Raw genomic sequence first — 25,755 nt, forward strand, 5'->3', positions numbered from 1 at the left:
CGATGGATCGGGAATGAAATGTCTGAAGCCCCGGTTACGCTGAATGGTCCCAGCGCACTCGCGCACTCCCCCCCCTTCTTGCGCCCAGGAGGCCGTATGTCTGCCGTCGACACCGGTTCGATCAAGACCCCCGCTCCCGCAGCAGGCGCGATCTCGCGCTCCGACATGCGGGTCATCTGGCTGCTCCTCGTCGCAGCCTTCGTCGCCATTCTCAACGAGACCACGATGGGGATCGCGATCCCCCACCTCAACACCGACCTCGGCATCCCGCCGGAGCTCGGGCAGTGGCTCACCAGCGCGTTCATGCTCACGATGGCGGTCGTGATCCCCACGACCGGCTTCATCCTGCAGCGATTCACGACGCGTCAGGTCTTCATCGCCGCGATGATCGCGTTCTCGCTCGGCACGCTGGTCTGCCTCGTCGCCCCCGGCTTCGGGATGCTGCTGGTCGGCCGCGTGATCCAGGCCGCCGGTACCGGCATCATGATGCCGCTGCTGATGACGACCATCATGAACGTCGTCCCGCCGCAGTCGCGCGGCCGCATGATGGGCCGTGTCGGCCTCGTGATCTCGCTCGCTCCCGCCATCGGCCCGACGCTCGCCGGCGCAGTCCTCGAGCTGGCGAGCTGGCGTGCGCTGTTCGCGATCATCCTGCCGATCGCGCTGATCGCGCTGGCGATGGGTTCGAAGTGGATGACGAACCTCGGCGAGACCCGCAAGGTCCCGCTCGACGTGCTCTCGATCCCGCTCGCCGCGCTCGGCTTCGGCGGCATCGTCTTCGGGCTCAGCCAGTTCGGCGGCGAGGGCGGATCCGGCGAGACCGCCGGCATCATCTCCCTGGTCGTCGGTGCGGTGTCGCTCGGACTGTTCGTGTGGCGCCAGCTCGTGCTGCAGCGCATCGACGACGCGCTCCTCGACCTGCGCGTGTTCCGCTCCGGCAACTTCACGCTGTCCGTGATCATCATGTCGATCCTCGCGCTGTCGATGTTCGGCACGCTGACGCTGCTCCCGCAGTACCTGCAGAACGTCGCAGGCCTCAACCCGCTCGAGTCCGGGCTGATCCTGCTCCCTGGTTCACTGCTGATGGGTCTGCTCGGGCCGATCATGGGACGCGTGTACGACGCGCGAGGCACCCGCCCGCTGCTCATCCCGGGCACGATGCTGGTGTCGGCCGCGCTGTTCTACTACTCGACGGTCGGCGAGCACACCGTCTGGTGGGTCCTGATCATCGTGCAGGCCGCCATGTCGGTCGGACTCGCGATGTCGTTCACCCCGCTGTTCTCCGCATCGCTCGGCTCACTGCCGCGGCCGCTGTACTCGCACGGTTCAGCAGTGCTGAACACGCTGCAGCAGGTCGGTGGCGCCGCAGGCGTCGCGCTGCTCCTCGTCACCTACTCGTCGATCCTGCACGCGGGCGAGCAGGAAGGCCTGTCGACCGCGGTCGCCGGAGCCCCGGGTGCACGGATGGCGTTCCTGATCGCGGCGATCATCTCGCTCGCGACGGTGGCGCTGAGCCCGTTCGTGCGCAAGCCGGCAGACGACGCCAACGGCGACTTCCACGGCGGCCACTGATCGCTCTGCCGTCGGGGCGGTCTCTGACCGTTCCGACGGCGGCGTGACGCCGGATCGCTACGGCTGCTTGGGAGCCGAGAAGTGGCAGACGCCGCCGCTGCAGTAGCCCGCGGCGTCATCATCGAGCAGGTTCAGGGCGTCGGGCAGCGGCGACAGCACCAAGGGTACGTCGTGCTCCGAGACGGCCTGCTCCGTTTTCTTCATCCCTCGATGCTACGCCTCCTGGGGGGCGGGGGCGCCGGTTCGGCATATCCGGGCCCGCGGGCACCCAGCGGACGAACGCACCGATCGCCTACGGTTGAGGCATGCTCCGACGATTCCTCGCCCGCATCTACTGGGCGTTCAGCCGCTGGACACTGGTCGGGCACGACGCCGTCCCGACCAGGCCCACGATCCTGATCGGCGCGCCCCATACCTCGAACTGGGATTTCGTGCTGATGCTCGCGATCTCCTGGCGCCTCGGGATCGACGTGCACTGGCTCGGCAAGAAGAGCCTGTTCCGCGGCTGGCGCGGTCCGATCATGCGCAGCATCGGCGGCGTGCCCGTCGACCGCTCCGATCCTGGACGCGTGGTCACGGACGTCGTCGGACAGGTGCATGCCGGTGAGGTGTTCGGTCTCGTGATCACACCGGACGGCACCCGCGGCGGCAACGACTACTGGAAGTCAGGCTTCTACCGCATCGCCCGCGAGACCGGGATGCCGGTGACGCTCGGGTTCGTGGACCGCACGACCATGACGAGCGGTCTCGGCCCGACGCTGGAGCTCACCGGAGACGTGCAGGCCGACATGGATCGGATCCGAGCCTTCTACGCCGACAAGACGGGCCTGCGCCCAGAGCGCCGGACCGAGCCGAGGCTGCGCGAGGAGCAGACCGAGACCACTCCGACGACCGACTGAATCGGGCCGCGCCGGCTGACCGCACCGTCTGGACACCGACGAACTCTGCGCACGACACTGGTGTCATGACCTCCGATCCCTCAGCCGCCGACTCGGTCGAACACGACGATCGCGTCGACGGGCGCGACGAGACCCCGAACGAGCGAGCGGACCGCAACTGGGACGAGCTCATGCAGGAGCTGCGGGTGATGCAGACCGGCACGCAGATCCTGACCGGGTTCCTGCTCGCCGTCGCCTTCCAGCCGCGGTTCACCGACATGGACGCGCTGCAGGTCGACGTCTACGTCGTGCTCGTGGTGCTGGCGTCGCTCGCGACGATCCTCGCCCTCGCTCCTGTGGTGATGCACCGGGCGCTGTTCGGGCGCCGACGCAAGCCGGAGCTGGTCCGCGTCGCCGCGCGCATCGTCAAGGTCGACCTCACCGTCATCGCTGCGTTGACGATCGGGGTCACGACGCTGATCGTCGACTTCACGGTCGGCCGGACGGCGGGCATCGTCGCGCTCATCGCCTCGGTGATCGGTGTGACGCTGCTCTGGTTCGCACTCCCCGCTTCGTGCGCCGCGCATTCAGCGACGACGCACGAACGGTGAGCTGACGGGGTTCAGCGTCCGGCGGGGCTCCGGTTCTCGGCGCTGACCATCCACGCGAACTGCTCGAGCTTCTCGATCACGGCATGCAGGATGTCTGCGGAGGTCGGGTCCTCCTCGTCGACCTCGTCGTGCACGCCACGCATCGTCGCGACCGTGGCGTCGAGGCGCTCCGTGATGAGGTCGATCGTCTCCGATGTCGACACCTCGCCCGCCGGGAACTCCGGCAGCGAGGTCTTCGCGGCGATCGTGGCGCTGCGTCCGTCCGGCACGGCGTGCAGGGCGCGCATCCGCTCGGCGACCGTGTCGCTGAACTCGCGCGCCGCGTCGATGATCTCGTCGAGCTGGCGGTGGGTGTCGCGGAAGTTCTGCCCGACGACGTTCCAGTGCGCCTGCTTGCCCTGCAGCGCGAGTTCGAGCAGATCGACCAGCACCACCTGGAGGTTGGCGGCGAGCTCCTTCGAGGCCGTGAAGCCGCGCTCTGCGCCCTGCCGTCGCGTCGTCTTGGAGCCGCGCGTCGTGGTGGACTTCGTCTTCGTGTTCTCAGCCATGCACGCGACGGTACTCGTCAGGCGCGCCCCACCCGAGGGGGTTGACAGCGCAGACTCGCCGCCCGGATCGTGGCAGACGGAAGGAGCACGATGCACACAGAACTCGAAGTCACGATCACCCCGCTCACCGATACGGATGCCGGGGAGGTGCTGACCCTGCAGCGAGCCGCGTTCGTCTCTGAGGCGCAGATCTACGGCAGCACGGACATGCCGCCGCTCACGCAGACGCTGGAGCAGGTGGTCGCCGAGTTGCACGAGGGCAGCGCGCTCGGTGCGCGCCGAGGGGCACGCCTCGTCGGCTCGATCCGTTACCGGATCGACGGCGAGCTGCTGCTGATCGGCCGCATCGCGGTCGCGCCCGACCAGCAGGGCGAGGGCATCGGACGGCTCCTGCTCGAGGCGACGGAGGAACGCTCGGGAGCCGCGGAAGCCGAGCTGTTCACGGGCAGTCTGAGCGAGGCGAACATCGAGCTGTACGAGCGGTGCGGCTACTCAGCGAGCGAACGCGTGCCGGACGGCGACGGCACGGAGCAGGTCTTCATGCGCAAGCGGCTCGCAACATAGGAGGTTCCTCCGAACCGCCGCAAGGGGGTTGAAGCCCGACGCCACGTGGGGCATCGTTGCCCGGACGTGTCGCGACCGCGGCATGCCCCGAACGGAAGGAGAGCGCATGCTCACCCTCACCGACAACGCCACCGCCATCGTCACGACGCTCGTGAGCCGTCAGAGCGATACGCCAGAAGCAGGGCTTCGCATCCACTCCACACCCGCACCGGAAGCGGGAGGCGGCGCACGACTCGCCGTCCTGGTCACCTCTGACCCCGAACCGCAGGATCAGATCGTCGAGGTGTCGGGCACCCGTCTGTTCCTCGACGAGACCGCGGCCACCGCGCTCGAGGACAAGATCCTCGATGCGGGTGTCGACGACGAGGGGTCCGTGTCGTTCGCGGTGCTCCCGCAGGTCGCCTGACGCAGATTTCCGGATGCCGCGGCCCACTGGGTCGCGGCATCCGTCGTCTCTGCGTGCGACCGCGGCGAATTCTTCATAACGATTGATCAGCGGGGGTCATGCCACGGCGGGCTGCACACGATACCTGCTTCTAGGATCGATTCATGTCACACCGCGTCCTTCTCCCGCTTGCTGCGGGCGCCATCGCCATCGGCCTCCTGACCGGATGCACGAACCCCGCTCCAGCGCAGTCGCCCTCGACTTCGGCTTCGGCAACGCCGTCGGCGTCCGCATCCGAGGCCCCCACGCCGCCGGCCGAGGTCGCTCAGCTCACTGTCACGATCGACGGAATCTCGTTCGCAGACGCTTCGGGCAGTCGCAGCGCCAGCTTCGCCGAAGGTGCGGCGCTGATCGCCCTGCTCCACGAGGTCATCGGAGAACTCCCGGTCGGCGAACCGCTCGAGGGACCGTATGGCGGTGACTCCGGACTCGTCCGATATGCCTGGGACGGCATCTCGGCCATCGTCTACGCCAACGGCGAAGGGCCGGCGTCCGTCGCCGTGACCCGCAGCGAGGTCGGAGCGGTACCGATCGTGACGGATCTCGGTCTCACAGTCGGTTCTTCCCGCAGCGACCTGCTCGCGGCCGGAGCCTCCACGCTGACCGAGGACAGCGATCCGGCGACAGCCACCGAACTCCGTCTCGGCGGCCGTGATGTACCCGATACGTCCTCGCTGTCCCGACCCGGCTCGGTCGGCCAGGAGTTCACGCTGTTCCTCCTCGACGGGGATACCGTGACCCAGATCCAGATGCCGTCGAACGACTTCGGCGACATCTGAGCGCTCCCCCACCGCGTACCCTGGAAGACGTCGCGCATCCCGCGCGCCGTCGAAGGGTTCCCGTGAAGATCGCACTGCTCCGTCGTTTCGTGGTCCTCGCCGAGGAACTGCACTTTCCACGAGCTGCCGAGAAGCTCGGGATCCCGCTGGCCTCGCTGCACACCTCGATCGACAAGCTCGAGGAGGAGGTCGGGCATCCGGTCATCCATCGTGAGAGCCCGACGCGTCTGACGAAGGTCGGCGAGCTGCTGCTGGTCGAGGCGCAGCAGACGGTCGCCGCAGCACCGGCACCTGCGCCGAAGCAGCAGGCACCGGGCGGCGGCAAGGCGAAGGCGTCGAAGGGCAAGGGCCGCGCGCCCATCGTGAAGGGCCAGCCCAAGCCATACAAGAAGCGGCAGGGCCGCTAGGCCCTATCGCTCGGAGACCTGACCGCGCTCGACCTGCCAGCGACGCTCGATGCGCACGGTGTCCAGCATCCGTCGATCGTGCGTGACGAGCAGCAGCGTGCCCTCGTACGATTCGAGCGCCTGCTCGAGCTGCTCGATCGCCGCGAGGTCGAGATGGTTCGTCGGCTCATCGAGCACCAGCAGGTTCACGCCTCGGGCCTGCAGCAGCGCCAGCGCGGCCCGCGTGCGCTCCCCCGGTGAGAGCCCATCGACCGCGCGCGCGACATGGTCGGCACGCAGTCCGAACTTCGCCAGCAGCGTGCGGACCTCGCCGGATGCCATCTCGGGCACCAGCGCCTCGAACGCGTCGGCGAGCGGTGTCGATCCGACCAGGAGCGACCGCGCCTGATCGATCTCGCCGATCTCGACGCTCGCACCGAGGCTCGCCGACCCCTCAGTCGGATTCTGACGCCTCAACAGCCCTCGCAGCAGTGTCGACTTCCCGGCGCCGTTCGGACCGGTGATGCCGATCCGATCCCCCGCATTCACCTGCAGTGACACCGGTCCGAGCGTGAAGTCGCCCTGCCGGAACACCGCGGCGCTCAGCGTCGACACCACCGAGCTCGACCGGGGCGCCGAACCGATCGTGAATTCGAGCTGCCACTCCTTGCGCGGCTCCTCGACCTCGTCGAGCCGCGCGATCCGGCTCTCCATCTGCCGCACCTTCTGCGCCTGCTTCTCGCTGGACTCGGTCGACGCCTTCCGGCGGATCTTGTCGTTGTCCGGCGCCTTCTTCATGGCATTGCGCACACCCTGGCTCGACCACTCCCGCTGGGTCCGCGCCCGAGCGACCAGGTCCGCCTTCTTGTCGGCGAACTCGTCGTATTTCTCGCGCAGGTGGCGCCGCACCGTGGCCCGCTCCTCGAGGTACGCGTCATAGCCGCCGCCGTAGATGCGGTGCGAGTTCTGCGCGAGATCCAGTTCGAGCACTCGCGTCACCGCCCTGGCGAGGAATTCACGGTCGTGACTCACCAGCACGACACCACCACGCAGACCGCGCACGAAGGCTTCCAGGCGCTCCAGCCCGTCGAGGTCGAGATCGTTGGTCGGCTCGTCGAGCAGGACGATGTCGAAGCGCGACAGCAGCAGGGCCGCGAGGCCGACGCGTGCCGCCTGTCCGCCGGAGAGCGAGGTCATCAGCGCGTCCTCGGCCGCACCGCCTTCGAGCTCGAGGCCCAGCTCGGCCAGGACCGCAGGAATCCGCTCGTCCAGGTCGGCCGCGCCGCTGGCGAGCCACCGGTCCAGTGCCGTCGAGTAGGCGTCAGCGGGGTCGACTCCCGCCGGCGCGAGGGCGGGGTCCGCGAGTGCGGCCGCCGTGGCATCCATGTCGGCCGTAGCCTGCGCGCACCCGGTGCGCCGCGCGATGTACTGCGCGACCGACTCGCCCTCGACCCGCTCGTGCTCCTGCGGCAGCCATCCGACGAAAGCGTCGGACGGCGCGAATGAGATCGTGCCGCCGGCCGGCGCGTCGGCACCGGCGAGCAGACGCAGCAGCGTGGATTTGCCTGCGCCGTTGACACCGACGACACCGACGACATCTCCGGGCGAGACGGTGAGATCGAGCGAGTCGAAGAGGATGCGATGGCCGTAGCCACCGGCGAGGTGCTGCGCGACGAGCGTTGCGGTCATCAGACCATCTTCTCAGTCGCGCACGCGCTCCTCAGCCAGTCGCAGCGTGCTCGACGTCGTGTGCGCGGTCAGTCCCAGTCCAGGTACTCCTCGATGATCACGCCCGTCTCGATCGGGTGATGGATCGGGAACAGGTGGTCTCCGGCGATCGTCTTGATGCTCGAGCGGTCCGGCATCGTGGCCTGCAGGCGCTCCGCGTTCGCAGCAGGGTTGTCGTCGTCCTCGGTTCCCTGCACGATCAGCACCGGGATGGCCGGGGCGACCGGGATGTCCACGTCCTCGACCCCGAGCAGCAGGAGTCCGTTCGCGCGCGCGACGTGCGCCGCCACGAGTGCGCGGGCGATCGTGCCGCCGAATCCGTGTCCGCCGATCCAGGCATCGTCCATGCCGACGTGATCGACCACGGCGAGGACATCGGCGACGCGCTCGTCGAGCGTGGCCTCGGTGTCGGCGCGGTGGCCGACCCGGAGGACGTGGAAGCCTGCTTCCTCCGCGAGGTAGTGCGCCGCGACGCCCAGCACGTCGGCGGAGAGTCCCCGCTCCTGGATGAGCACCAGCCGAACCGGTCCGTCGCCCTCATCCACGAAGGGAATCGCACGTCCATCGGGTTCGAAGATCTGGGTGTCGACCATTCTCAGCAGTCTCCTCGCGGGGTTCGTCAGCAGCGTTCGTCAGCAGGCGCGGCACAGGTCGTCCGGTGTTCGTGGGGACGCCCGAGCGGGCCGCATCAAGCGTATCCGGCCGCAGGGTAAGGCGCACCTTCCCTCGCTGCCGCCTCTACTCCTCGACGCCGAGCACGTCAATCGGCTTCCGAGCTCGTGCCGGTGCTCGAAATGATCGGTCGGTGAGCATCCGACATGATCGGTCGGTGAGCATCCGACGATCATCCATCCGCGCGATCTCGAGCGCCATGACTGCTGCGCTCGTGGCCGTTCTCCTGGCAGGTTGCGGGCTCAGCATCCCGGCAGATCCCGATGGCACCCTCGAGTCGGTCAGCGGGGGCGAGCTCCGGGTCGGCGTCTCGCCGGACGGCGATCTGGTGCGAACCGACGGCGGCACCCCCTCGGGGACCGTCGTCGAGCTGGTCGACGACTTCGCCGCGAGCATCGACGCGAAGCCGACCTGGACGGTGGCCACCGAGGAATCGCTGGTGCGGATGCTGGAGAGCGGCGATCTCGATCTGATCGCCGGTGGCATCACCGCAGACACGCCCTGGCTCGACAAGGCGGGGGTCAGCCGCGGCTACCGCGGGATCGACGGGGCCGACGGGCGCGAGCTCGTGATGCTCGTGCCGCTCGGTGAGAACGCGTTCCTGTCGCGTCTCGAGGGGTTCCTCGATGAGGAGATCGGACGATGAGTCGGGTCCACGAGTTCGGACGCACCGACCTCCCTCCCGAGCAGGCGAGAGCGCTGCGATCGGCGGTCCGCTGGGAGTGGTTCACGATCGCCTACACGAGCGTCACGATCGCGGTGATCGCGCTCGTGGTCGGCAACTCGCAGGCGATGCGGACCGCATGGATCGAGGACATGCTGTCGCTGATCCCCCAGGTCGCGTTCCTGGTCGCGCTGCTGTTCGTCAGACGCCGTCCGAACCGCACGCATCCCTACGGCCTGCATCGCGCGATGGGCATCGGACACCTCGTCGCCGGCGTCGCCCTGTTCGTGGTCGGCGCGAACCTCGCCGTGGAATCCGTGATCGGTCTGATCGCGGGCGAGCATCCCACCATCGGAACCGTGCAGCTGTTCGGGCACACGATCTGGCTGGGGTGGCTCATGGTCGCGGTGATGACGGTCGTCATCGTCGGCCCGATCTTCTTCTACGGCCCGGCCAAGGCCAGACTCGCGCCCGTGCTGCACAACAAGCTCCTCTACGCCGATGCCGACATGGCGAAGGCCGACTGGCAGACCACCGTCGCCTCGGTCGTCGGCGTGCTCGGCGTCGGGGCCGGGGTGTGGTGGCTCGACGGTGCGGCGGCGATCTTCATCTCGCTCGGCATCATCTGGGACGGTGTCCGCAACACCAAGGCAGCCGTCGTCGATCTGATAGACCAGCGGGCACGTACCTACGACAGCGCGAAGCCGCATCCGCTCGCCCACGACATCGTCGCGTATCTGCGTGCGCAGCCGTGGGTGCGGGATGCTGCGGTGCGCCTGCGCGACCAGGGCCAGGTCTTCCAGGTGGAGGCGTTCGTCGTGCCGCGGCGGGGCAAGGTCGCGGTTCGCGACGTCACGACCGTCGCGCAGGGCATCGCGGACCTCGACTGGAAGGTGCAGGACGTGGTGATCGTCCCGGCCGAACAGTTGCCGGTCGAGGCGGACCCGGCGCGGTGACGGCACCGTCGGGTGCGACGCGGCCATAGACTCGTGCCGCTGCCGCAGCGGCCGGGTCAGCCACGGGAGGAGCGACGACGATGAGCGATGAGACGCTGGAGTCGATCGCCGCCGAGCTCTACAGCGGTCCGCCCGCGGAGTTCATCGCAGCGCGGGATGCCAAGGCCAAAGACGCGGGTGCTGCGCTGTCGGCGCAGGTCAAGGCACTTCGCAAGCCGTCGATCGCCGCCTGGGTCGTCAACGTGTTCGCTCATGAGCGTGCCGATCAGCTCTCCGAGGCGCTGCAGCTCGCGGAGGAGCTGCGCGAGGCGCAGGAGGATCTCGACGCCCAGACGCTGGCGAAGCTCGGCAGAGAGCGACGAGCGCTCACTCGCCGCCTCGCCCAGGGCGCTGCCGAGCTGGCGAAGGCTCGCGGCGAGCGCGTCACCCCCGCAACACTCGACGCGGTGCAGCAGACGCTCTCGGCCGCATTCTTCGACCCGGACGCGGCTGCGGCCGTCGCCTCGGGCCGCCTCATCCGCGAGCTGGAGTCGTCGGGCGGTGTCGATCTCGGCACTGTGGTCGCTGGCGCGATGCCTGATGCGCCGTCGCCGTCGCCCGCCCCCGCAGATGAGGTCGGCGCGCGTCGTCGGCGACGCGACGCGGAGCGCGCACTCCGCGAGGCCGAGAAGGCACGCGATCAGGCCGAGCGCGCCCACACGAAGGCCGACACGACACGCAAGGATGCCGACCGGCGTTCAGAGGATCTGCACGCCCGGATCGCCGAGCTCGAAGCCGAGCTCGCGAAGACGAGGACGGATGCCGAGCGAGCCGAAGTCGATCTGCAGACCGCCGAGGAGCGCGAAGCGGCGACGGCCGACGACCTCACCGCTGCCTCGAACGCGGTCGCCGAGGCGCAGGAAGCACTCGATCAGCTCGACTGAGCGCGGTCACCCCAGGGCACGTAGTCACCGCGTCCTTCCCACTCCCCATGCTCGGAGAGCGGCCGGAACCGCATCGTCGTGAACTCATGGTGGAAGTCGCGCCGCTCGCGCTCCGCCATCGCGCTGGAATGACGGTGCGCGGCTGCGCCATCATCGCGGCCGAACACCATGCCGGTCATGGCGGCGGTGCTTGTCCAGATCGAGAAGGTCGAGATCGTCCGCGGCGCACGGATCGCCGCGGTGGCGAGCGTCGTCTCGGGATGATCCCGCACCTGGCGCTCGACCGGCCGCCCCCAGTGCAGGAAGCGCGGGAGCTCCGGCAACCGCATCCGAGCGAGCGTGACCGCGACCACAGGTTCGTCACGCTTCATCCGACCAGCCACCTCCGGAAGCGCCGACAGCTCGCGCACCGCACCCCACCGGCGTACGAACTGCAGCCGGAGGTGCCAGCCCTTGTCCAGCTCGCGCCCGAACCGATGCGAGGCCAGGAACTCCTCGAGCGCGGCTTCGTCCGCCCACTCGGCGAACACTGCGACTCTGCGCACCTGCATCCGCCGCGTGGAGACCACCGGCGCCCCCAGCTGCATGCCGGCGAGCACCTCGATGTGGCGGAGCCCCGGCGCCTTCGGCGCGCGAAGGATCCCGCCGATCGCGGCGATCACCGGCATCCGCGCGAGATGGAACGAGTAGATGCTCAACCTGCCGCTCCGGTCGGTGCTGCCAGCATCAGCCGCCGACCGGCTGACCGTTGAGAGCGGAGAAGAACAGGTTGAACCACACGACGATGAAGCCCAGCTGGATCAGGGCCCCCACAGGCCCGATCACGAGCGCCCACCGGGCGAGCCCGGCTCCGGTCTCCCGGTTTCCTGGCGTCCTCAGCTGACGGAGTGCGAACACGGCGAGGATGGCGCCGGCGACGGGGATCATGAATGCGGCGATGAAGCTGACGAGCGCCAGCGTGTTGGTGCGCGGCGAAGTGGAGACCGTTGTCATGAGGGCTTTCCGGTTCGTGGAGTTCACACGAGTCGTTGCGTCTCGTCTGATGGAGCTCCACGACGTCACCGTCAGGCAGCCTGCTCGTCATTCTGGCTTGCGACGGCGGACACGTGCAACATCCGACGAGACGGAATCGAACACGAACGGGGCGCTCCGTCAGCCGCGCATGAACGCCCGCCTCAGTTGTTGAAGCGGAACTCCACGACGTCGCCGTCCTGCATGACGTAGTCCTTGCCCTCGAGACGGGCCTTGCCCTTGGCACGGGCCTCCACCACTGAGCCGGTCTCGACGAGGTCGTCGAACGAGACGATCTCCGCCTTGATGAACCCCTTCTCGAAGTCGGTGTGGATGACACCGGCGGCCTGCGGCGCCTTCGAGCCCTTGGGGATCGTCCAGGCGCGGGCTTCCTTCGGTCCGGCGGTGAGGTAGGTCTGCAGTCCGAGCGTGTCGAAGCCGATTCGCGCGAGCTGGTCGAGGCCCGATTCGTCCTGACCGGTCGAGGCCAGCAGCTCCGCGGCATCCTCCGGGTCGAGATCGATCAGCTCCGACTCGATCTTGGCGTCGAGGAAGATGGCCTTCGCCGGAGCGACGAGCGCGGCGAGTTCCGCCTTGCGTGCGTCGTCGGTCAGCACCGCCTCGTCGACGTTGAAGACGAAGATGACGGGCTTGGCGGTCAGCAGTCCGAGCTCGCGGATCGGCGTCAGGTCGATGCCGGCGACGCTGAGCAGCACGCCGCGCTCCAGCGCATCCTTCACGGCGACGGCGGTCTCGAGCACGACGGGCTCGATCTTCTTGCCGCGCACTTCCTTCTCGTACCGCGCGATCGCCTTGTCGACGGTCTCGAGGTCGGCGAGCATGAGCTCGGCGTTGATCGTCTCCATGTCGGATGCCGGGTTCACGGCACCGTCCACGTGCACGACGTCGTCATCGGCGAAGCCGCGGACGACCTGAGCGATCGCATCCGCCTCGCGGATGTTCGCGAGGAACTTGTTGCCGAGTCCCTCGCCCTCGCTCGCTCCGCGCACGATGCCGGCGATGTCGACGAACGACACCGCGGCAGGCAGAATGCGCTCGCTGCCGAAGATCCCGGCGAGCGTGTCGAGCCGAGGGTCAGGCAGGTTCACCACACCGACGTTGGGCTCGATCGTCGCGAACGGATAGTTCGCCGCGAGCACGTCGTTCTTGGTGAGTGCGTTGAAGAGGGTGGACTTGCCGACGTTGGGCAGGCCGACGATGCCGATAGTGAGAGCCACGGGGTAGGAGTCTACCGGTCGCGGATGCTGCGGATGCGGGGAGGGCGCTCAGTCACGAACGGTGCGGAACGCCCCCGTCACGTAGGGGAGGTCGATCGTGTCGTCGGCGTCGAGGCCGAGCTCGTCGAACAGAGCGTCCATCTCGCGGCGGATCCGGGCCTTCTCGTCGCCCGATGCCGTGATCACGTAGCTGCGCGACGACGCCATGCTGTGCAGCTGCCACCGGGTGATCGGCCGCGACCACTCCCAGGAATCCTGCTCCAGCACGCCGAACGGCGCGGACACGACGGGGTCGCCCGCCGCCAGCATCTCTTCGGCAGCACTGCCGTGCATGATCGCGGTGAGCCGGCGCACCCACTCCTGGCGCTCGTCGCGGATGTTCCAGATCAGCCCGAGCACTCCCCCTGACCGCACCACGCGGCCGATCTCGGCCGAGGCGGCGACCGGCTCCACCCAGTGCCACGCCTGCCCGAGCACGACCGCATCGACGCTCGAATCCGGCAGCGGCAGGCGCTCCGCCGAGCCCACGAACGTCGGCACGCCGGGGATCGAGACGCTGAGGGTCGCGAGCATGGCCGGGTCGGGATCGAGCGCGATGACCTCGGCATCCGGTGCCGCGAGCAGGGCGCGGGTGAGCTTGCCGGTGCCGGCGCCGACGTCAGCGATCCGTCGCGACCCATGGGGCATCGGCTCGAGCATCCATGCGACCGCCGCGAAGGGATATTCGGGTCGTCCTGCCTCGTAGTCGCCCGCCCGTGCACCGAAAGACGTCGCCCGCTCATCTGCCATGTCGCCAGCCTACGGCGAGTCATCCGGGCCGTGCCGAATCCGCGGGAGAGAGTGAATGACGTGCCCCTGGACTTCACCGCCATCGACTTCGAGACCGCGAACTCCAGCCCTGCCTCCGCCTGTTCCGTCGGACTCGTGCGCGTGCGCGACGGCGAGGTCGTCGCCATGACGGGATGGCTGATCCAGCCTCCGGCCGGTCACGACGAATTCCAGGAGTGGAACGTGCGGATCCACGGGATCCACGCTTCGGACGTGCGTTCGGCGGCGACGTGGACCGAGCAGTTCTCCCGCCTCTGCGAGTTCGCGGGGGACGACGTGCTGGTCGCGCACAATGCCGGCTTCGATCTGAACGTGCTGCGCCGCGCCTCGGAAGCCACCGGCGGCGACTGCCCGCCCTACCGCTCGCTCTGCAGCCTGCAGGTGGCGCGGAAGGTCTATGACCTCGACTCCTACCGGTTGCCGGTTGCCGCCGCAGCCGCAGGATTCGCCGAGTTCTCGCACCACGACGCGCTGGCGGATGCTCGCGCCTGCGCGCAGATCGTGATCGATTCCGCTCGTCGTGTCGGTGCAGCGGATGTGCACGAGCTCGCCGACGCACTGAGCCTGCGTGTGACGCAGCCGCCGGCTCGTGTGCCGGAGCGCGCTGTCGCCTAGCCGGCACCACCTGGGGCCGCCCGTTTGCCCGGCGCGACCGGCCGGCCGCGCCGCTCCCGCCGATGTCCGACCCCTCGGGCACGATGGGCACATGGATGCTGCATTGATCGTTCTCCTCGTGCTCGCGGCCCTCGCCGCCGGCGGTGCGCTCGGCTGGGCGCTGCATGCCGGACGAGGGGCCGCCACGCTGGCGCGCGCCGAGGCCGAGCTCGCAGCGGCTCGCGACGACCGCGATCGGCAGTACGACCTGTACCGCGATGCGGTGGAGCACTCGCGGGCCGAGCAGCGCGCCGAGGCGCTCCGGGTGCAGCAGCAGAACGCCGTCCTCACTGCGCTCGCCCCTGTGCGCGAGAGCCTGCAGCAGATGCAGAGCAAGGTCGCCACGATCGAGCAGGAGCGCCACGAGCAGTTCGGCACCCTCGCCGAGCAGCTGCGACGTGCGCAGGAATCCGACGAGGCGCTCCGCGCCACCACCGAGTCGCTCGCCGGCGCATTGCGTTCGACGGCCACCAGAGGCGTGTGGGGCGAGACGCAGCTGCGGCGCGTCGTCGAGGCCGCAGGACTCACCAGGCACGTGGACTTCGACCTGCAGGCGACGATCGCCTCCGACCGCGGTCAGGGCCGCCCCGACATGGTGATCCGCCTCGCTGGGGGCGCCTCGATCCCGGTCGACGCCAAGGTCCCGCTCGATGCCTACCTCGAAGCCTCGGCGTTGCCGGCAGGCGATGCGCACGAAGCGCAGCGACGCACGCTGATGCAGCGGCATGTCAAGGCGGTCAGGGCTCATGTCGACGCGCTCTCGAAGAAGGCGTACTGGTCGGGCCTCGATGCGAGCCCCGAGTTCGTGATCTGCTTCCTGCCGAGTGAGTCGCTGCTCGCCGCGGCGATCGACGAGGACCCGACACTGCTCGACTACTCGTTCAGTCGTCGAGTCGCGCTGGCCTCACCGGTCAACCTCTGGGCTGTGCTGAAGACGGTCGCGTACACGTGGACGCAACAGGAGGTCTCGACCGAGGCGCGCGCGCTGCTCGCGCTCGGCACCCAGCTCTACGACCGGCTCGGAGTGCTCGCAGGACACGCGGATGACCTCAGGCGTGCGCTCGAGCGCACGGTCGACAGCTATAACAAGTTCGCCGGCTCGCTCGAGAACCGGGTGCTCGTGACCGCCCGGCAGTTCCCCGGGATCGACTCATCGGCTCTCGACGCGAAGCCGCAGCCCGTCACTGCCCCGGCGCGACGGTTCACTGCGCCGGAACTCGTCGACACGACCGAGGCGGAGCCGGATACCACGACCGAGCACGAAGACACGCTCGACCGGGGCAGCACAGTCACGCACGACACGATCGAGAGCGTGCAGGGCGCGATGCTCGCCGACGTCGGAGACATCCGCGGTCGGCTGCTCGACAGCGACGACAGGTCCACTCGAGGCGCCGACGCCGACTAGCGGGGCGACGCTCAGGCGATGCCGGGGACGCCGCTCAGCAGCAGGATGACGAGTCCGCTGGTCGCGAAGAACGCGCCGATCATCCACCACGCACTGACTTCGTGGCCCTCATCCCGGCGGACGCGGAAGAGCACGTCAGCGCGGCGAGCGGGATCGACCGCCGTCGGTGCCGGGGCGACCGCGACGGGAGGGACGGCAATGCCCTGTTCCACGTCTGCGCTCACCCGGAGAATGCGTCCGGTATTCGTCGTGACGATCTTGGTCGGTGCGGCCTTGGAGCCACGCGTCTGCTGCGTTGTCATCTGTTCGTCCTCCTCTGCCCGCGGTGCCTGGGGGCTCCGCGACGGCGACAAACCCAGTCACAATTGTCACACGGGGTCGCTGGAAAGAGGGGATCGGCTCCGGCAGAGGCGATACCGGGTCGGTAACGATGCCCGCCGTCGCGTCAGGATGCGACGGGAACGACGACTGTCAGAGCCACTTGGAGACGAGGTGCTCTGACGCGATGCGCCGCAGCGTGCCGGACGCGCCGCGCAGGACGACGCTCTCGGTGTACACGTAGCCGCGCTCGCGCCGCACTCCGGCGACCAGCTGACCGTCGGTGACACCGGTGGCGACGAAGATCGTGTTGTTGCCCTGCACCAGATCGTCGGCCTCGTAGACGCGATCCATGTCGAGACCGGCGTCGATGCCGTGCTGACGCTCGTCGTCATCACGCGGCCACAGACGACCCTGGATGTGCCCGCCGAGCGCCTTGATCGCGCAGGCGGTCACGATGCCCTCCGGGCTGCCGCCGACACCGACGCACATGTCGGTGCGAGCGTCGTGGCGTGCAGCGTTGATGCCACCGGCGACGTCACCATCGCTCATCAGACGCGTGCCGGCACCGGCATCCCTGATCTCCTGGATCAGCTGCTCGTGACGCGGACGGTTCAGCACCGACACCACGATCTCGTCGACCGGCTTGCCGAGCGCACCGGCGAGCTTGCGGATGTTCTCGCCGATGGGCAGCCGGATGTCGACGACACCGACACCGGCAGGCCCCGTGACGAGCTTGTCCATGTAGAACACGGTGGATGCGTCGAGCATGGTGCCGCGATCGGAGACGGCGATCACCGAGAGCGCGTTCTGGCGACCGGCAGCCGTCAACGAGGTACCGTCGATCGGGTCCACGGCAATGTCGCACAGCGGGCCACGACCGGTCCCGACGACCTCGCCGTTGAACAGCATCGGCGCGTTGTCCTTCTCGCCCTCGCCGATCACGACGCGGCCCTGGAAGTCGACCGTGCCGAGGAATGCGCGCATCGCGTCGACCGCAGCACCGTCAGCGGCCTCCTTCGCGCCTCGACCGATGAAGGGGACCGCCCGGATCGCCGCAGCTTCGGTGGCGCGCACGAGCTCCATCGCGAGGTTACGGTCGGGACGAAGCGGACTCAGATCTGCTGTCAGGCTCACCATGACGTCAGCCTAGCCATCGAGGCACGCAGAATCGGCTCCTTTCGTCTCCCAGAGAACGAAGGATTCGAGCTTCTTAACAATCCAGTAGGACGCCGCATCCGTAGCGACGCGCTCGACTGCGGAAACGCATCGCGCTCCCCGATAGAGTGACAGCTGTCCCGGCTCACCTATACGCAGGAGTTCTCATGCCAGTCGCCACCCCGGATCAGTACGCCGAAATGCTCGACCGCGCGAAGGCCGGCGGCTTCGCGTACCCGGCATTCAACGTCTCGAGCTCGCAGACCATCAACTCCGTCCTCCAGGGACTCACCGAGGCCGGCTCCGACGGCATCATCCAGGTCACCACGGGTGGAGCCGACTACTTCGCCGGTCAGACCGTCAAGGCACGCGCCACCGGCGCGCTGGCCTTCGCGCGGTTCGCGACCGAGGTCGCCAAGAACTACCCGATCACCGTCGCCCTGCACACCGACCACTGCCCGAAGGATGCGCTCGCCGGCTTCGTCGAGCCGCTGATCTCCGCCTCCGAAGAAGAGGTCAAGGCCGGGCGCAACCCGATCTTCCAGTCGCACATGTGGGACGGCTCGGCCGTGCCGCTCGCGGAGAACATCGAGATCGCCAAGGACCTCCTCCCCCGCATGAAGGCGATCAACGCGATCCTCGAGGTCGAGATCGGCGTCGTCGGCGGCGAAGAGGACGGCGTCGCGCACGAGGGCTCGAACGACGCGCTCTACACGACCTTCGCCGACGTCGACCAGGCCGTCCAGGCACTCGGCCTCGGCGAGCAGGGCCGCTACATCGCCGCGCTCACCTTCGGTAACGTGCACGGCGTGTACAAGCCGGGTGGTGTGAAGCTGCGCCCCGAGCTCCTGGGCGACATCCAGGCGCAGGTCGCCGCGAAGTACAACACGGGCGCCAAGCCGCTCGACCTGGTCTTCCACGGCGGATCCGGCTCGACCGACGAAGAGATCGCACTCGCCGTCGCGAACGGTGTCATCAAGATGAACATCGACACCGACACCCAGTACGCGTACACGCGCGCGATCGCCGACTACATGTTCAAGAACTACGACGGCGTGCTGAAGGTGGATGGCGAGGTCGGCAACAAGAAGCAGTACGACCCGCGCGCCTGGGGCAAGGTCGCCGAGACCGCGATGGCCGCACGCGTCATCGAGTCCACGCGCCAGCTCGGCTCGTACGGGCAGTCCAAGAGCTGAGCGACGGGCCACTGAGCCCATCGAAGTGAACGAGGCGCCCGGCTGATCAGCCGGGCGCCTCGTCTCATGTCATCCGGTCAACCGCCGGGCATCTGCTCCAGGTAGGCGATGAACGCCGGGTCGTTGAACATCGGCACCGCGATGCAGGCCGAGACGACCGCCATCGTGATGACGGCGCCGACGAGCGGCACCCACCACGTGAGCTTGCCCCGCCGGAGCCGCCGGATCGAGAGCGCGGCCGTAAGCGCCCAACCGACCACGAGCAGGGCCGCAGCGATTGTTCCCCACAGCCTCCCCTGCGCGAAGTTCGAGAACTCGCCGTCGATCCCGAAGATCTTCATGCTCTGGTCCATGACCGTCGGCAGATCGAGGTATGACACGCTCGTGATCACGACGTTCACGAGGCCGTAGGCGAGGAGACCGATCGTCGCGAACCGGTCGACGGGGCGGGAGCGACTCAGACCACGGGCCTGCTCGGCAGGCTCGGATGGCGGCGACTGCACCACCGGGGGCGCCGGCGGGAGCTCGCCGAGCGGCGGGAGCCCTGCGGCTCGGCGCTGCTCCTCAGGTGTCGCGAGTTCGCCGTACTGGGGCCGTTGATCGGTCATCTCGCCATGCTAACCGCACCTGATCTGTGCGGTTCTCAGCTGCCGGTGCCGGAAAAAGAATGGCGGCCCCGGAGAATTGGGGACTCCTCGGGGCCGCGGACTCAGTGCGCTGGGGACGCTCTTCATCCAGGTCGGTGACGGAACGCTGGGGACGATCCGTCGACCAGTAGGGCCGTTTGCACAGACCGCTACATTCCTGATCATAGGGAAGGCGACCGGCACTCCACCAGCCCGGTTTCTTCAGATGGTGAACTCGCCGGCCAACTCCGCAGCGTCGAAGGAGTGCGCGCCGAGCTGCAACGACAGCCGCCGAGCGGAGCGCTGCAGCTTCGTGACGAGCGCCCGATTGACGACCGCCTGGTCGGATGGGAGCGAGATCGCGAGGGATGCCGTGAGGTTCGGCGCGAGCACCGGCACCGCGACGCAGGTGGCGCCGATCGCGTACTCCTCCTCGTCGATGACCCACCCCGGGGAGTGCTCCAGCTGGGTGAGCAGCGTGCGGCGATTGCTGATGGTGCGCGGCGTCAACTCCTCCAGCCGGTGCCTGGAGAGATAGTCGAGGCGGTCCTCGTCCGGCAGCTCGGCGAGGATCTGCTTGCCGAGCGCGGTCGCGTGCCCACTCGACTGCAGACCCACCCAGAGCTCGACCCTGGGGTTGTGCACCGCATCGACGATGTCGACGAGGTGCATCTCGCCGTCCGCGTACCGAGACAGGTACGCGGTCGCGCCGACCTCATCGGTGACCTCACGGAGCGCCGAGCGCACCCGCGCGAGGAAGACCCCGCGGGAGTCGGTCTCCTGCTGGAAGGCCGGAAACCGGGACCCCAGCACGAGGCCGTCAGGCTCCGACGTCAGGTACCCCTCATGGATCAGGGTGCGCACCAGGTTGTACGTCGTGCCGGGCGTGAGCCCAGTGATCGCGGCCAGCATCTTGACGGGAAGCGGTCGCGGCGAGTTCGCGACGATGTCGACGAGCCGCAGGGCCCGCTGCACCGATCCGATCAGCGTCGGTTCCGCTTCCGCGGCGTTCAACGTTACGCGCCTCCTCCGGAGGGACGTCCGCCCAGCGCCCGTGCGTCGCGCTGCCCTGCAGCATCCTGACGCAGTTCCTTGGGCAGCGAGAACATCAGATCCTCTTCAGCCGTCTTGATCTCCTCGACGTCGCGGTATCCCGCGTCGTCCAGCGCCGCGAGCACTTCGCGCACGAGCACCTCGGGCACCGAGGCGCCACTGGTGACACCGACGGTCTCGACGCCGTCGAGCCACTCCTGCTGCACCTCTTCGGCGTAGTCCACGCGGTAGGCGGCCTTGGCACCGTACTCGAGGGCGACCTCGACCAGACGAACGCTGTTGGACGAGTTCGACGAGCCGACGACGATGACGAGATCAGCGGCAGCAGCCACCTTCTTGATCGCGACCTGGCGGTTCTGCGTGGCGTAGCAGATGTCGTCGGACGGCGGGTTGTGCAGTTCGGGGAACCGACTGCGCAGGCGGTTCACGGTCTCCATCGTCTCGTCGACCGAGAGCGTGGTCTGCGAGAGCCATACGACCTTCGACGGGTCCTTGACCTGCACGCGGTCCGCGTCGTCAGGGGAGTTCACGATCGTCACGTGATCGGGCGCCTCACCGGCGGTGCCCTCGACCTCCTCATGGCCCTCGTGGCCGATGAGCAGGATCTCGAAGTCGTCCCGCGCGAAGCGCACGGCCTCGCGGTGCACCTTGGTGACCAGCGGGCAGGTCGCGTCGATCGCGTGCAGTCCGCGATCGGATGCCGCGTTCACGACCGCCGGCGAGACGCCGTGCGCGCTGAAGACGACGTGTGCTCCCTCGGGGACCTCGTCGACCTCCTCGACGAAGATCGCACCCTTGTCCTCGAGCTCGGTGACGACGTGGATGTTGTGCACGATCTGCTTGCGGACGTAGACGGGGGCGCCGTAGCGCTCGAGCGCCTTCTCGACGGCGACGACCGCACGGTCGACGCCGGCGCAGTATCCGCGGGGAGCGGCGAGCAGAACCCGCTTCTGTCCGACGACGGGGTTATCCTGAAGCCGCCCGGACGCCGCGCGCACTCGTGGGATGCGGGGGGCAGGGAGATGAACGACAGTCGAGGTCACCCCTCGATTCTACCGGCGCCTGCCCTGGAGGGGCCTGGGTACTCGACACCGGCTTCGTAGGGTTGTAAACCACGAGCATGAGCAGGACGACACGCGACAGATGACAGCTTTCGAAGCCAGCACCGCCCCGGGCGAGACTCCCCCGGCGGATGCCGTCGCGCCGCGGGACTCCACGGCAGACGCACCGACGTCGGTCGCACGCCTGAACGGCACGATCCGCGACTTCATCGCCCGCTGGAACACGGTCTGGGTCGAGGGCGAGATCACGTCCTGGAACGTGCGGGGCGGCAACGTCTTCGCCCGACTCAAGGACACGCAGTCCGATGCGCAGATCTCGATCCGCATCTGGTCGAGCGTGCGCGGCCGCATCCCGTCCGACCTCGCCGTCGGCGATCATGTCGTGGCCGCGGTCAAGGCCGACTATTTCGTGAAGTCCGGCGACTTCAGCTTCGCGGTGTCCGCGATGAAGCACGTCGGCCTCGGCGATCAGCTCGAACGGCTCGAGAAGCTCCGAGCCCAGCTGCGCCGCGAGGGACTGTTCGACCCGGCCCGGAAGCAGCGCCTGCCGTTCCTCCCCCACGTCATCGGACTGATCACGGGTGAGCGATCGGATGCCGAGAAGGATGTGCACCGCAATGCCGAGCTGCGCTGGCCGCAGGTGCGCTTCCGTACCGAGTACGCCGCGGTGCAGGGCGACCGATGCGTCCCCGACACGCTCGCCGCGCTGGCGCGACTGGACGCGGACCCGGAGGTCGACGTCATCATCATCGCTCGCGGCGGCGGCGATCCGCAGACGCTCCTCGGCTTCAGCGACGAGCGCCTCGTGCGTGCCGTCGCCGCCGCATCCACGCCTGTCGTGAGTGCGATCGGCCACGAGAACGACCACCCGCTGCTCGACGACGTCGCGGACCTGCGCGCCTCCACGCCCACGGATGCCGCCAAACGCGTCGTCCCCGACGTCGGTGAGCAGCGCGCGCTGATCGCCCAACTGCGCTCGCGCGCGACGACACGGCTCACGCAGCGCCTCTCCCACGACATCGCGCAGCTCGAGCAGCTGCGATCGCGCCCGGTGCTGCGGTCGCCAGCGCCGATCATCGACACCCGTGCGCATGAGCTGTGGCTGCTGCTGTCGCGCGGCCGCGACACCGTGACGCGCCGGCTCGACCTCGCCGGTCGCCGCACCAGCGAGCTGCGCGCCTCCCTGCGAGCGCTCTCGCCCGCTGCGACGCTCGCCCGCGGCTACGCGATCGCGCACCTCGAGGGGGGCGTGATCCTGCGGGATGCGGCGGATGCTCCCGCCGGCAGCGCCCTGACCATCACGGTCGACCGCGGCTCGCTCGCGGCCCGCTCGGAGGGCGAGATCGCCGAACAGTCGTGACCGCTCCCGGTGCGTCCATTCGGCCGCCATCTCTGTCAGCCGCACGCCGTAGGATGGAGGAGTGAGCGCGCTGAACGACACCCCCGTGGAGACCCTGTCGTTCGAGGCCGCTCGCGACGAACTCGTCAAGGTCGTCGCCGAGCTCGAACAGGGCTCCCCCACACTCGAGCATTCGCTCGCACTCTGGGAACGCGGTGAGGCCCTCGCTGCCCGCTGCGAGGAATGGCTCCTCGGCGCGAAGCGCCGGCTCGACGCGGCCCGCTCCTCGGCATCCGATGAGGCGGAGGCATGAACAAGCCCGCCCCGATCGTCGCCGAGCTCGGTCGTCCCGAGACCCCGGAGGAGACCGCAGCCCGCAAGGCCGCATCGAGCAAGGCGTACCGCTCGAGCCAGACGATGCGCAGTCTCGTCGCCGCGCTGCTGGTGACGCTCGCCGTCGTCCTGGTGATCGTGTTCGCGGTGCCGCGCGGTGAGCCGACGACCGCGAAGGTGATCGACGTCGCCGCCATCGCGGCCGACGTCGAATCCACGATGGACAGCCCGGTCATCGTGCCGGAGGCCGACGCGTTCTGGCGCGTGAACGCCGCAGCACTCGAGAGCGGTGCGACCGTGGTCTGGAATGTCACGCTCGCCCCGGCAGACGAAGACGAGCGCGGGTTCGTCCGGTTCGCGCAGGCCTTCGACGCGGATTCCTCCTGGGCGCCCCAGAAGCTCAACGGCATCGCTCCGACCGACACCGTGACCATCGGCGGCGTCGAGTGGGACGTGTTCAAGCCGGGCAGCGCCAACTCCAACCAGAACGTCAGCTACGCCATCGGCACGCAGGCTGGCGACGACTACGTGCTCCTCTACGGCTCCCGGTCCGCCGCGTCCACCGCGGAACTGGCCGAGACGCTCATCCCGCAGATCCGCGCACTCTCGGAGGCATCATGACGCACCCCCTCACCCCCGCAGCCGCCTGGGCCCAGATGCAGGACGGCAACCGCCGTTTCGTCGCCGACGAGCCGCGGCATCCGAACCAGGATGTGGCTCGCCGCAAGGACCTCGCTGCTGCGCAGAACCCGGTCGCGACGCTGTTCGGATGCTCCGACTCCCGGCTCGCCGCCGAGATCATCTTCGACCTCGGCCTCGGCGACCTGTTCGTCGTGCGCAACGCCGGTCAGGTCATCGGCGAGTCGATCGTCGCGAGCCTGGAGTACGCGGTCGCCGTGCTCGAGGTGCCGCTGATCGTCGTGCTCGCGCATGACTCCTGCGGCGCGGTGCGCGCCGCGATCGACGGCACCGCGATCGACGCCGCTCCCCTGCCGCCGCACATCTGGAAGCTCATCGCCCCGATCGTGCCGGCAGCGCGCAAGGTCCTCGCCGAGAGCGGCGGCTCGACCGTCGACGAGATCGACGCCGAGCTCGTCGGCATCGAGCACCTGCGCAACACCGTCGCCGATCTGCTCCACTCCTCTGAACTCATCAGCAACGCCGTCGCCGAGGGCCGTCTCGGCATCGTCGGCGCCAACTATCGTCTCGCCGAGGGCACGGCCGTGCCCGTCATCACCGTGGGCATCGACCCCGAATCTCAGGAGGCATCGGAATGACCGACACCCACCAGCGCAGCGGCGAAAGCTCGCAGGGCTACCGCATCGAGCACGACACCATGGGTGAAGTGCGCGTTCCCGTCAACGCGCTCTACGGCGCCCAGACGCAGCGTGCGGTGGAGAACTTCCCGATCTCGGGCAAGGGGCTGGAATCGACGCAGATCGCAGCCCTCGCCCGTATCAAGAAGGCTGCAGCGCTCGCGAACAAGGAACTCGGCACCCTCGACGGAGCGATCGCCGACGCGATCGCCCAGGCGGCAGACCAGGTCGCCTCCGGTGCGCATGACGGAGAGTTCCCGGTCGACACCTACCAGACCGGTTCGGGCACCTCGTCGAACATGAACATGAACGAGGTCCTCGCGACGCTCGCGACCCGCATCCTCGGTTCGACCGTGCACCCGAACGACCACGTCAACGCCTCGCAGTCGTCGAACGACGTCTTCCCGACCTCGGTCCACATCGCAGTGACCCAGGCGCTGATCGACACCCTCATCCCCTCGCTCGACCACCTCGCCGTCGCCCTCGAGGCCAAGGCCGAGCTGTGGAAGACCGCCGTGAAGTCGGGACGCACGCACCTCATGGATGCGACCCCCGTGACCCTCGGCCAGGAGTTCGGCGGCTACGCCCGCCAGATCCGCCTCGGCATCGAGCGCGTGCAGTCGGCGCTCCCCCGCGTCGCAGAGGTCCCGCTCGGCGGCACCGCGGTCGGCACCGGCATCAACACCCCGCTCGGCTTCCCGCAGAAGGTCATCGCGCTGCTTGCAGCCGAGACCGAACTGCCGATCACCGAGGCCAAGGACCACTTCGAGGCGCAGGCAAACCGGGACGGTCTCGTCGAGGCGTCCGGCGCCCTCCGCACGATCGCGGTCTCACTGACGAAGATCAACAACGACCTGCGCTGGATGGGATCCGGCCCGAACACGGGTCTCGGCGAGCTGCACATCCCCGATCTGCAGCCCGGCTCCTCGATCATGCCCGGCAAGGTCAACCCGGTGGTCCCCGAGGCCGTGCTGATGGTCTGCGCCCGCGTGATCGGCAACGACGCGACCGTTGCCTGGGCCGGAGCATCCGGTTCCTTCGAGCTGAACGTCGCGATCCCGGTCATGGGCACCGCGCTGCTCGAGTCGATCCGTCTGCTCTCGAACGCCTCGCGTGTGCTCGCCGACAAGACGATCGACGGCCTGCAGGCGAACCTCGACCGCGCGGCATCCTTCGCGGGCATGAGCCCGTCGATCGTGACGCCGCTGAACAAGCTGATCGGCTACGAGGCAGCGGCGAAGATCGCGAAGCACTCGGTCGCCCAGGGCATCACGGTGCGAGATGCGGTGATCGACCTCGGCTACGTCGAGCGCGGCGACCTCACCCTGGAGCAGCTCGACGAGAAGCTCGACCTGCTGTCGATGACCCACCCGGGCTGATCCACACCTGACACTCGGCGGATGCCGCGGGGCCTTGTGCCTCGCGGCATCCGACCCGACAGGCCCCATGGAGACGGCAAAGAGCGGATGCCGCGGGCGCGACATCCGCTCTCC

General features: G+C 68.7%; 31 protein-coding genes. 18 read left to right on the plus strand and 13 right to left on the minus strand.

Annotation, left to right across the window (positions count from 1 at the left end):
* The first annotated feature begins 96 nt into the window (after window positions 1–96).
* Window positions 97–1,572, plus strand: a complete 1,476-nt coding sequence (locus RS83_RS17745) for an MDR family MFS transporter (protein WP_045280743.1) — start codon at window positions 97–99, stop codon at window positions 1,570–1,572.
* Window positions 1,573–1,629: 57 nt separating this feature from the next.
* Here RS83_RS17745 and RS83_RS19025 read toward each other — a convergent pair whose 3' ends face one another.
* Window positions 1,630–1,776, minus strand: coding sequence for a hypothetical protein (locus RS83_RS19025; RefSeq protein ID WP_197072151.1), 147 nt, complete (start codon window positions 1,774–1,776; stop codon window positions 1,630–1,632).
* A gap of 101 nt (window positions 1,777–1,877) precedes the next feature.
* On the opposite strand from RS83_RS19025, the gene RS83_RS17750 reads away from it, so the two are divergent.
* Together RS83_RS17750 and RS83_RS17755 are read left to right on the plus strand one after the other, a co-directional pair.
* Complete coding sequence (locus RS83_RS17750; RefSeq protein WP_045280744.1) at window positions 1,878–2,471, plus strand: 1-acyl-sn-glycerol-3-phosphate acyltransferase; 594 nt, start codon at window positions 1,878–1,880, stop codon at window positions 2,469–2,471.
* A gap of 65 nt (window positions 2,472–2,536) precedes the next feature.
* Window positions 2,537–3,061 (plus strand): DUF6328 family protein, encoded by a 525-nt coding sequence (locus tag RS83_RS17755; protein ID WP_045280745.1) that lies wholly within the window; start codon window positions 2,537–2,539, stop codon window positions 3,059–3,061.
* Between the two features lie 11 nt (window positions 3,062–3,072).
* Here the strand turns inward: RS83_RS17755 and RS83_RS17760 are convergent, their stop codons facing one another.
* Window positions 3,073–3,609: a Dps family protein gene (locus tag RS83_RS17760; RefSeq protein WP_045280746.1), complete on the minus strand. Its 537-nt coding sequence runs from the start codon at window positions 3,607–3,609 to the stop codon at window positions 3,073–3,075.
* Between the two features lie 90 nt (window positions 3,610–3,699).
* On the opposite strand from RS83_RS17760, the gene RS83_RS17765 reads away from it, so the two are divergent.
* The 4 genes from RS83_RS17765 (at window position 3,700) to RS83_RS17780 (ending at window position 5,804) form a co-directional block, all read left to right on the plus strand.
* Window positions 3,700–4,173 (plus strand): GNAT family N-acetyltransferase, encoded by a 474-nt coding sequence (locus tag RS83_RS17765; protein ID WP_045280747.1) that lies wholly within the window; start codon window positions 3,700–3,702, stop codon window positions 4,171–4,173.
* A 106-nt stretch (window positions 4,174–4,279) separates the two neighbouring features.
* The gene (locus RS83_RS17770) at window positions 4,280–4,579 is read left to right on the plus strand and encodes a Fe-S cluster assembly protein HesB (RefSeq protein ID WP_045280748.1); all 300 of its coding nucleotides are present in this window, start codon (window positions 4,280–4,282) and stop codon (window positions 4,577–4,579) included.
* A 143-nt stretch (window positions 4,580–4,722) separates the two neighbouring features.
* Complete coding sequence (locus RS83_RS17775; protein ID WP_045280749.1) at window positions 4,723–5,397, plus strand: hypothetical protein; 675 nt, start codon at window positions 4,723–4,725, stop codon at window positions 5,395–5,397.
* 62 nt (window positions 5,398–5,459) lie between these two features.
* Window positions 5,460–5,804 (plus strand): LysR family transcriptional regulator, encoded by a 345-nt coding sequence (locus tag RS83_RS17780; protein ID WP_045280750.1) that lies wholly within the window; start codon window positions 5,460–5,462, stop codon window positions 5,802–5,804.
* Window positions 5,805–5,807: 3 nt separating this feature from the next.
* On the opposite strand, the gene RS83_RS17785 is transcribed toward RS83_RS17780, so the two are convergent.
* The gene (locus RS83_RS17785) at window positions 5,808–7,472 is read right to left on the minus strand and encodes an ABC-F family ATP-binding cassette domain-containing protein (RefSeq protein WP_045280751.1); all 1,665 of its coding nucleotides are present in this window, start codon (window positions 7,470–7,472) and stop codon (window positions 5,808–5,810) included.
* A 68-nt stretch (window positions 7,473–7,540) separates the two neighbouring features.
* On the minus strand, window positions 7,541–8,104 hold the full coding sequence (locus RS83_RS17790; protein WP_045280752.1) for an alpha/beta fold hydrolase: 564 nt from the start codon (window positions 8,102–8,104) through the stop codon (window positions 7,541–7,543).
* 236 nt (window positions 8,105–8,340) lie between these two features.
* Between RS83_RS17790 and RS83_RS17795 the strand changes: the two genes are divergently transcribed.
* From RS83_RS17795 to RS83_RS17805, 3 genes are all read left to right on the plus strand, one after another.
* Entirely contained in the window at window positions 8,341–8,829 is a 489-nt protein-coding gene (locus RS83_RS17795; protein WP_231587807.1) for a hypothetical protein, read from the plus strand.
* A complete protein-coding gene (locus RS83_RS17800) occupies window positions 8,826–9,803 on the plus strand; it encodes a cation transporter (protein WP_045280754.1) in 978 nt (325 codons plus the stop codon). Before RS83_RS17795 ends, RS83_RS17800 begins: the two co-directional genes overlap by 4 nt.
* An 80-nt stretch (window positions 9,804–9,883) precedes the next feature.
* Window positions 9,884–10,726: a hypothetical protein gene (locus RS83_RS17805; RefSeq protein ID WP_045280755.1), complete on the plus strand. Its 843-nt coding sequence runs from the start codon at window positions 9,884–9,886 to the stop codon at window positions 10,724–10,726.
* Here the strand turns inward: RS83_RS17805 and RS83_RS17810 are convergent.
* The 4 genes from RS83_RS17810 to RS83_RS17825 form a co-directional block, all read right to left on the minus strand.
* Complete coding sequence (locus tag RS83_RS17810; RefSeq protein ID WP_045280756.1) at window positions 10,714–11,424, minus strand: hypothetical protein; 711 nt, start codon at window positions 11,422–11,424, stop codon at window positions 10,714–10,716. The two genes, RS83_RS17805 and RS83_RS17810, sit on opposite strands and share 13 nt — an antisense overlap.
* Before the next feature lie 28 nt (window positions 11,425–11,452).
* Window positions 11,453–11,719, minus strand: a complete 267-nt coding sequence (locus RS83_RS17815) for a hypothetical protein (RefSeq protein ID WP_045280757.1) — start codon at window positions 11,717–11,719, stop codon at window positions 11,453–11,455.
* A 182-nt stretch (window positions 11,720–11,901) separates the two neighbouring features.
* The gene (gene ychF, locus RS83_RS17820; protein ID WP_045280758.1) at window positions 11,902–12,975 is read right to left on the minus strand and encodes a redox-regulated ATPase YchF; all 1,074 of its coding nucleotides are present in this window, start codon (window positions 12,973–12,975) and stop codon (window positions 11,902–11,904) included.
* A gap of 48 nt (window positions 12,976–13,023) precedes the next feature.
* On the minus strand, window positions 13,024–13,764 hold the full coding sequence (locus RS83_RS17825; protein ID WP_045280759.1) for a class I SAM-dependent methyltransferase: 741 nt from the start codon (window positions 13,762–13,764) through the stop codon (window positions 13,024–13,026).
* Between the two features lie 60 nt (window positions 13,765–13,824).
* Here RS83_RS17825 and RS83_RS17830 point away from each other — a divergent pair, with 60 nt between their 5' ends.
* Together RS83_RS17830 and RS83_RS17835 are read left to right on the plus strand one after the other, a co-directional pair.
* Entirely contained in the window at window positions 13,825–14,418 is a 594-nt protein-coding gene (locus RS83_RS17830; protein WP_045280760.1) for a 3'-5' exonuclease, read from the plus strand.
* Between the two features lie 91 nt (window positions 14,419–14,509).
* The gene (locus RS83_RS17835; protein WP_045280761.1) at window positions 14,510–15,862 is read left to right on the plus strand and encodes a DNA recombination protein RmuC; all 1,353 of its coding nucleotides are present in this window, start codon (window positions 14,510–14,512) and stop codon (window positions 15,860–15,862) included.
* An 11-nt stretch (window positions 15,863–15,873) separates the two neighbouring features.
* On the opposite strand, the gene RS83_RS17840 is transcribed toward RS83_RS17835, so the two are convergent.
* Together RS83_RS17840 and glpX are read right to left on the minus strand one after the other, a co-directional pair.
* Window positions 15,874–16,164: a hypothetical protein gene (locus RS83_RS17840; protein WP_052679172.1), complete on the minus strand. Its 291-nt coding sequence runs from the start codon at window positions 16,162–16,164 to the stop codon at window positions 15,874–15,876.
* A 169-nt stretch (window positions 16,165–16,333) separates the two neighbouring features.
* A complete protein-coding gene (gene glpX, locus RS83_RS17845) occupies window positions 16,334–17,320 on the minus strand; it encodes a class II fructose-bisphosphatase (RefSeq protein ID WP_045280762.1) in 987 nt (328 codons plus the stop codon).
* 185 nt (window positions 17,321–17,505) lie between these two features.
* On the opposite strand from glpX, the gene fbaA reads away from it, so the two are divergent.
* Window positions 17,506–18,534 carry a class II fructose-bisphosphate aldolase gene (fbaA, locus tag RS83_RS17850; protein WP_045280763.1) on the plus strand — a complete coding sequence of 343 codons (1,029 nt, stop codon included), beginning with the start codon at window positions 17,506–17,508 and terminating at the stop codon, window positions 18,532–18,534.
* Between the two features lie 77 nt (window positions 18,535–18,611).
* Here the strand turns inward: fbaA and RS83_RS17855 are convergent, their stop codons facing one another.
* The 3 genes from RS83_RS17855 to RS83_RS17865 form a co-directional block, all read right to left on the minus strand.
* On the minus strand, window positions 18,612–19,142 hold the full coding sequence (locus tag RS83_RS17855) for a DUF6264 family protein (protein WP_045280764.1): 531 nt from the start codon (window positions 19,140–19,142) through the stop codon (window positions 18,612–18,614).
* A 240-nt stretch (window positions 19,143–19,382) separates the two neighbouring features.
* Window positions 19,383–20,174 carry an IclR family transcriptional regulator gene (locus tag RS83_RS17860; RefSeq protein ID WP_045280765.1) on the minus strand — a complete coding sequence of 264 codons (792 nt, stop codon included), beginning with the start codon at window positions 20,172–20,174 and terminating at the stop codon, window positions 19,383–19,385.
* A 2-nt stretch (window positions 20,175–20,176) separates the two neighbouring features.
* Entirely contained in the window at window positions 20,177–21,220 is a 1,044-nt protein-coding gene (locus RS83_RS17865; RefSeq protein WP_045280962.1) for a 4-hydroxy-3-methylbut-2-enyl diphosphate reductase, read from the minus strand.
* 136 nt (window positions 21,221–21,356) lie between these two features.
* Between RS83_RS17865 and xseA the strand changes: the two genes are divergently transcribed.
* The 5 genes from xseA to RS83_RS17890 all read left to right on the plus strand — a co-directional run bounded on the left by xseA (window position 21,357) and on the right by RS83_RS17890 (window position 25,641).
* Complete coding sequence (gene xseA, locus RS83_RS17870; RefSeq protein WP_045280766.1) at window positions 21,357–22,634, plus strand: exodeoxyribonuclease VII large subunit; 1,278 nt, start codon at window positions 21,357–21,359, stop codon at window positions 22,632–22,634.
* A 61-nt stretch (window positions 22,635–22,695) separates the two neighbouring features.
* A complete protein-coding gene (locus RS83_RS17875; protein ID WP_045280767.1) occupies window positions 22,696–22,926 on the plus strand; it encodes an exodeoxyribonuclease VII small subunit in 231 nt (76 codons plus the stop codon).
* Window positions 22,923–23,567: a DUF4245 family protein gene (locus RS83_RS17880; protein ID WP_045280768.1), complete on the plus strand. Its 645-nt coding sequence runs from the start codon at window positions 22,923–22,925 to the stop codon at window positions 23,565–23,567. Before RS83_RS17875 ends, RS83_RS17880 begins: the two co-directional genes overlap by 4 nt.
* Complete coding sequence (locus RS83_RS17885) at window positions 23,564–24,223, plus strand: carbonic anhydrase (protein WP_045280769.1); 660 nt, start codon at window positions 23,564–23,566, stop codon at window positions 24,221–24,223. The genes RS83_RS17880 and RS83_RS17885 overlap by 4 nt, the downstream gene beginning before the upstream one ends.
* Window positions 24,220–25,641, plus strand: a complete 1,422-nt coding sequence (locus tag RS83_RS17890; RefSeq protein ID WP_045280770.1) for a class II fumarate hydratase — start codon at window positions 24,220–24,222, stop codon at window positions 25,639–25,641. The genes RS83_RS17885 and RS83_RS17890 overlap by 4 nt, the downstream gene beginning before the upstream one ends.
* Window positions 25,642–25,755 lie beyond the last annotated feature (114 nt).

The organism is Microbacterium oxydans (assembly GCF_000956525.1).
Taxonomy (GTDB): Bacteria; Actinomycetota; Actinomycetes; order Actinomycetales; family Microbacteriaceae; genus Microbacterium; species Microbacterium oxydans_A.

Coding starts and splice junctions, on each gene's coding strand:
- RS83_RS17785 (WP_045280751.1), bottom strand. CDS start 7,472: ATGACCGCAACGCTCGTCGCGCAGCACCTCGCCGGTGGCTACGGCCAT.
- RS83_RS17825 (WP_045280759.1), bottom strand. CDS start 13,764: ATGGCAGATGAGCGGGCGACGTCTTTCGGTGCACGGGCGGGCGACTAC.
- RS83_RS19025 (WP_197072151.1), bottom strand. CDS start 1,776: ATGAAGAAAACGGAGCAGGCCGTCTCGGAGCACGACGTACCCTTGGTG.
- RS83_RS17800 (WP_045280754.1), top strand. CDS start 8,826: ATGAGTCGGGTCCACGAGTTCGGACGCACCGACCTCCCTCCCGAGCAG.
- RS83_RS17840 (WP_052679172.1), bottom strand. CDS start 16,164: ATGACAACGCAGCAGACGCGTGGCTCCAAGGCCGCACCGACCAAGATC.
- RS83_RS17755 (WP_045280745.1), top strand. CDS start 2,537: ATGACCTCCGATCCCTCAGCCGCCGACTCGGTCGAACACGACGATCGC.
- RS83_RS17885 (WP_045280769.1), top strand. CDS start 23,564: ATGACGCACCCCCTCACCCCCGCAGCCGCCTGGGCCCAGATGCAGGAC.
- RS83_RS17760 (WP_045280746.1), bottom strand. CDS start 3,609: ATGGCTGAGAACACGAAGACGAAGTCCACCACGACGCGCGGCTCCAAG.
- RS83_RS17790 (WP_045280752.1), bottom strand. CDS start 8,104: ATGGTCGACACCCAGATCTTCGAACCCGATGGACGTGCGATTCCCTTC.
- xseA (WP_045280766.1), top strand. CDS start 21,357: ATGACAGCTTTCGAAGCCAGCACCGCCCCGGGCGAGACTCCCCCGGCG.
- RS83_RS17890 (WP_045280770.1), top strand. CDS start 24,220: ATGACCGACACCCACCAGCGCAGCGGCGAAAGCTCGCAGGGCTACCGC.
- RS83_RS17745 (WP_045280743.1), top strand. CDS start 97: ATGTCTGCCGTCGACACCGGTTCGATCAAGACCCCCGCTCCCGCAGCA.
- RS83_RS17770 (WP_045280748.1), top strand. CDS start 4,280: ATGCTCACCCTCACCGACAACGCCACCGCCATCGTCACGACGCTCGTG.
- RS83_RS17855 (WP_045280764.1), bottom strand. CDS start 19,142: ATGACCGATCAACGGCCCCAGTACGGCGAACTCGCGACACCTGAGGAG.
- RS83_RS17815 (WP_045280757.1), bottom strand. CDS start 11,719: ATGACAACGGTCTCCACTTCGCCGCGCACCAACACGCTGGCGCTCGTC.
- RS83_RS17750 (WP_045280744.1), top strand. CDS start 1,878: ATGCTCCGACGATTCCTCGCCCGCATCTACTGGGCGTTCAGCCGCTGG.
- glpX (WP_045280762.1), bottom strand. CDS start 17,320: ATGGTGAGCCTGACAGCAGATCTGAGTCCGCTTCGTCCCGACCGTAAC.
- RS83_RS17835 (WP_045280761.1), top strand. CDS start 14,510: ATGGATGCTGCATTGATCGTTCTCCTCGTGCTCGCGGCCCTCGCCGCC.
- RS83_RS17880 (WP_045280768.1), top strand. CDS start 22,923: ATGAACAAGCCCGCCCCGATCGTCGCCGAGCTCGGTCGTCCCGAGACC.
- fbaA (WP_045280763.1), top strand. CDS start 17,506: ATGCCAGTCGCCACCCCGGATCAGTACGCCGAAATGCTCGACCGCGCG.
- RS83_RS17765 (WP_045280747.1), top strand. CDS start 3,700: ATGCACACAGAACTCGAAGTCACGATCACCCCGCTCACCGATACGGAT.
- RS83_RS17805 (WP_045280755.1), top strand. CDS start 9,884: ATGAGCGATGAGACGCTGGAGTCGATCGCCGCCGAGCTCTACAGCGGT.
- RS83_RS17775 (WP_045280749.1), top strand. CDS start 4,723: ATGTCACACCGCGTCCTTCTCCCGCTTGCTGCGGGCGCCATCGCCATC.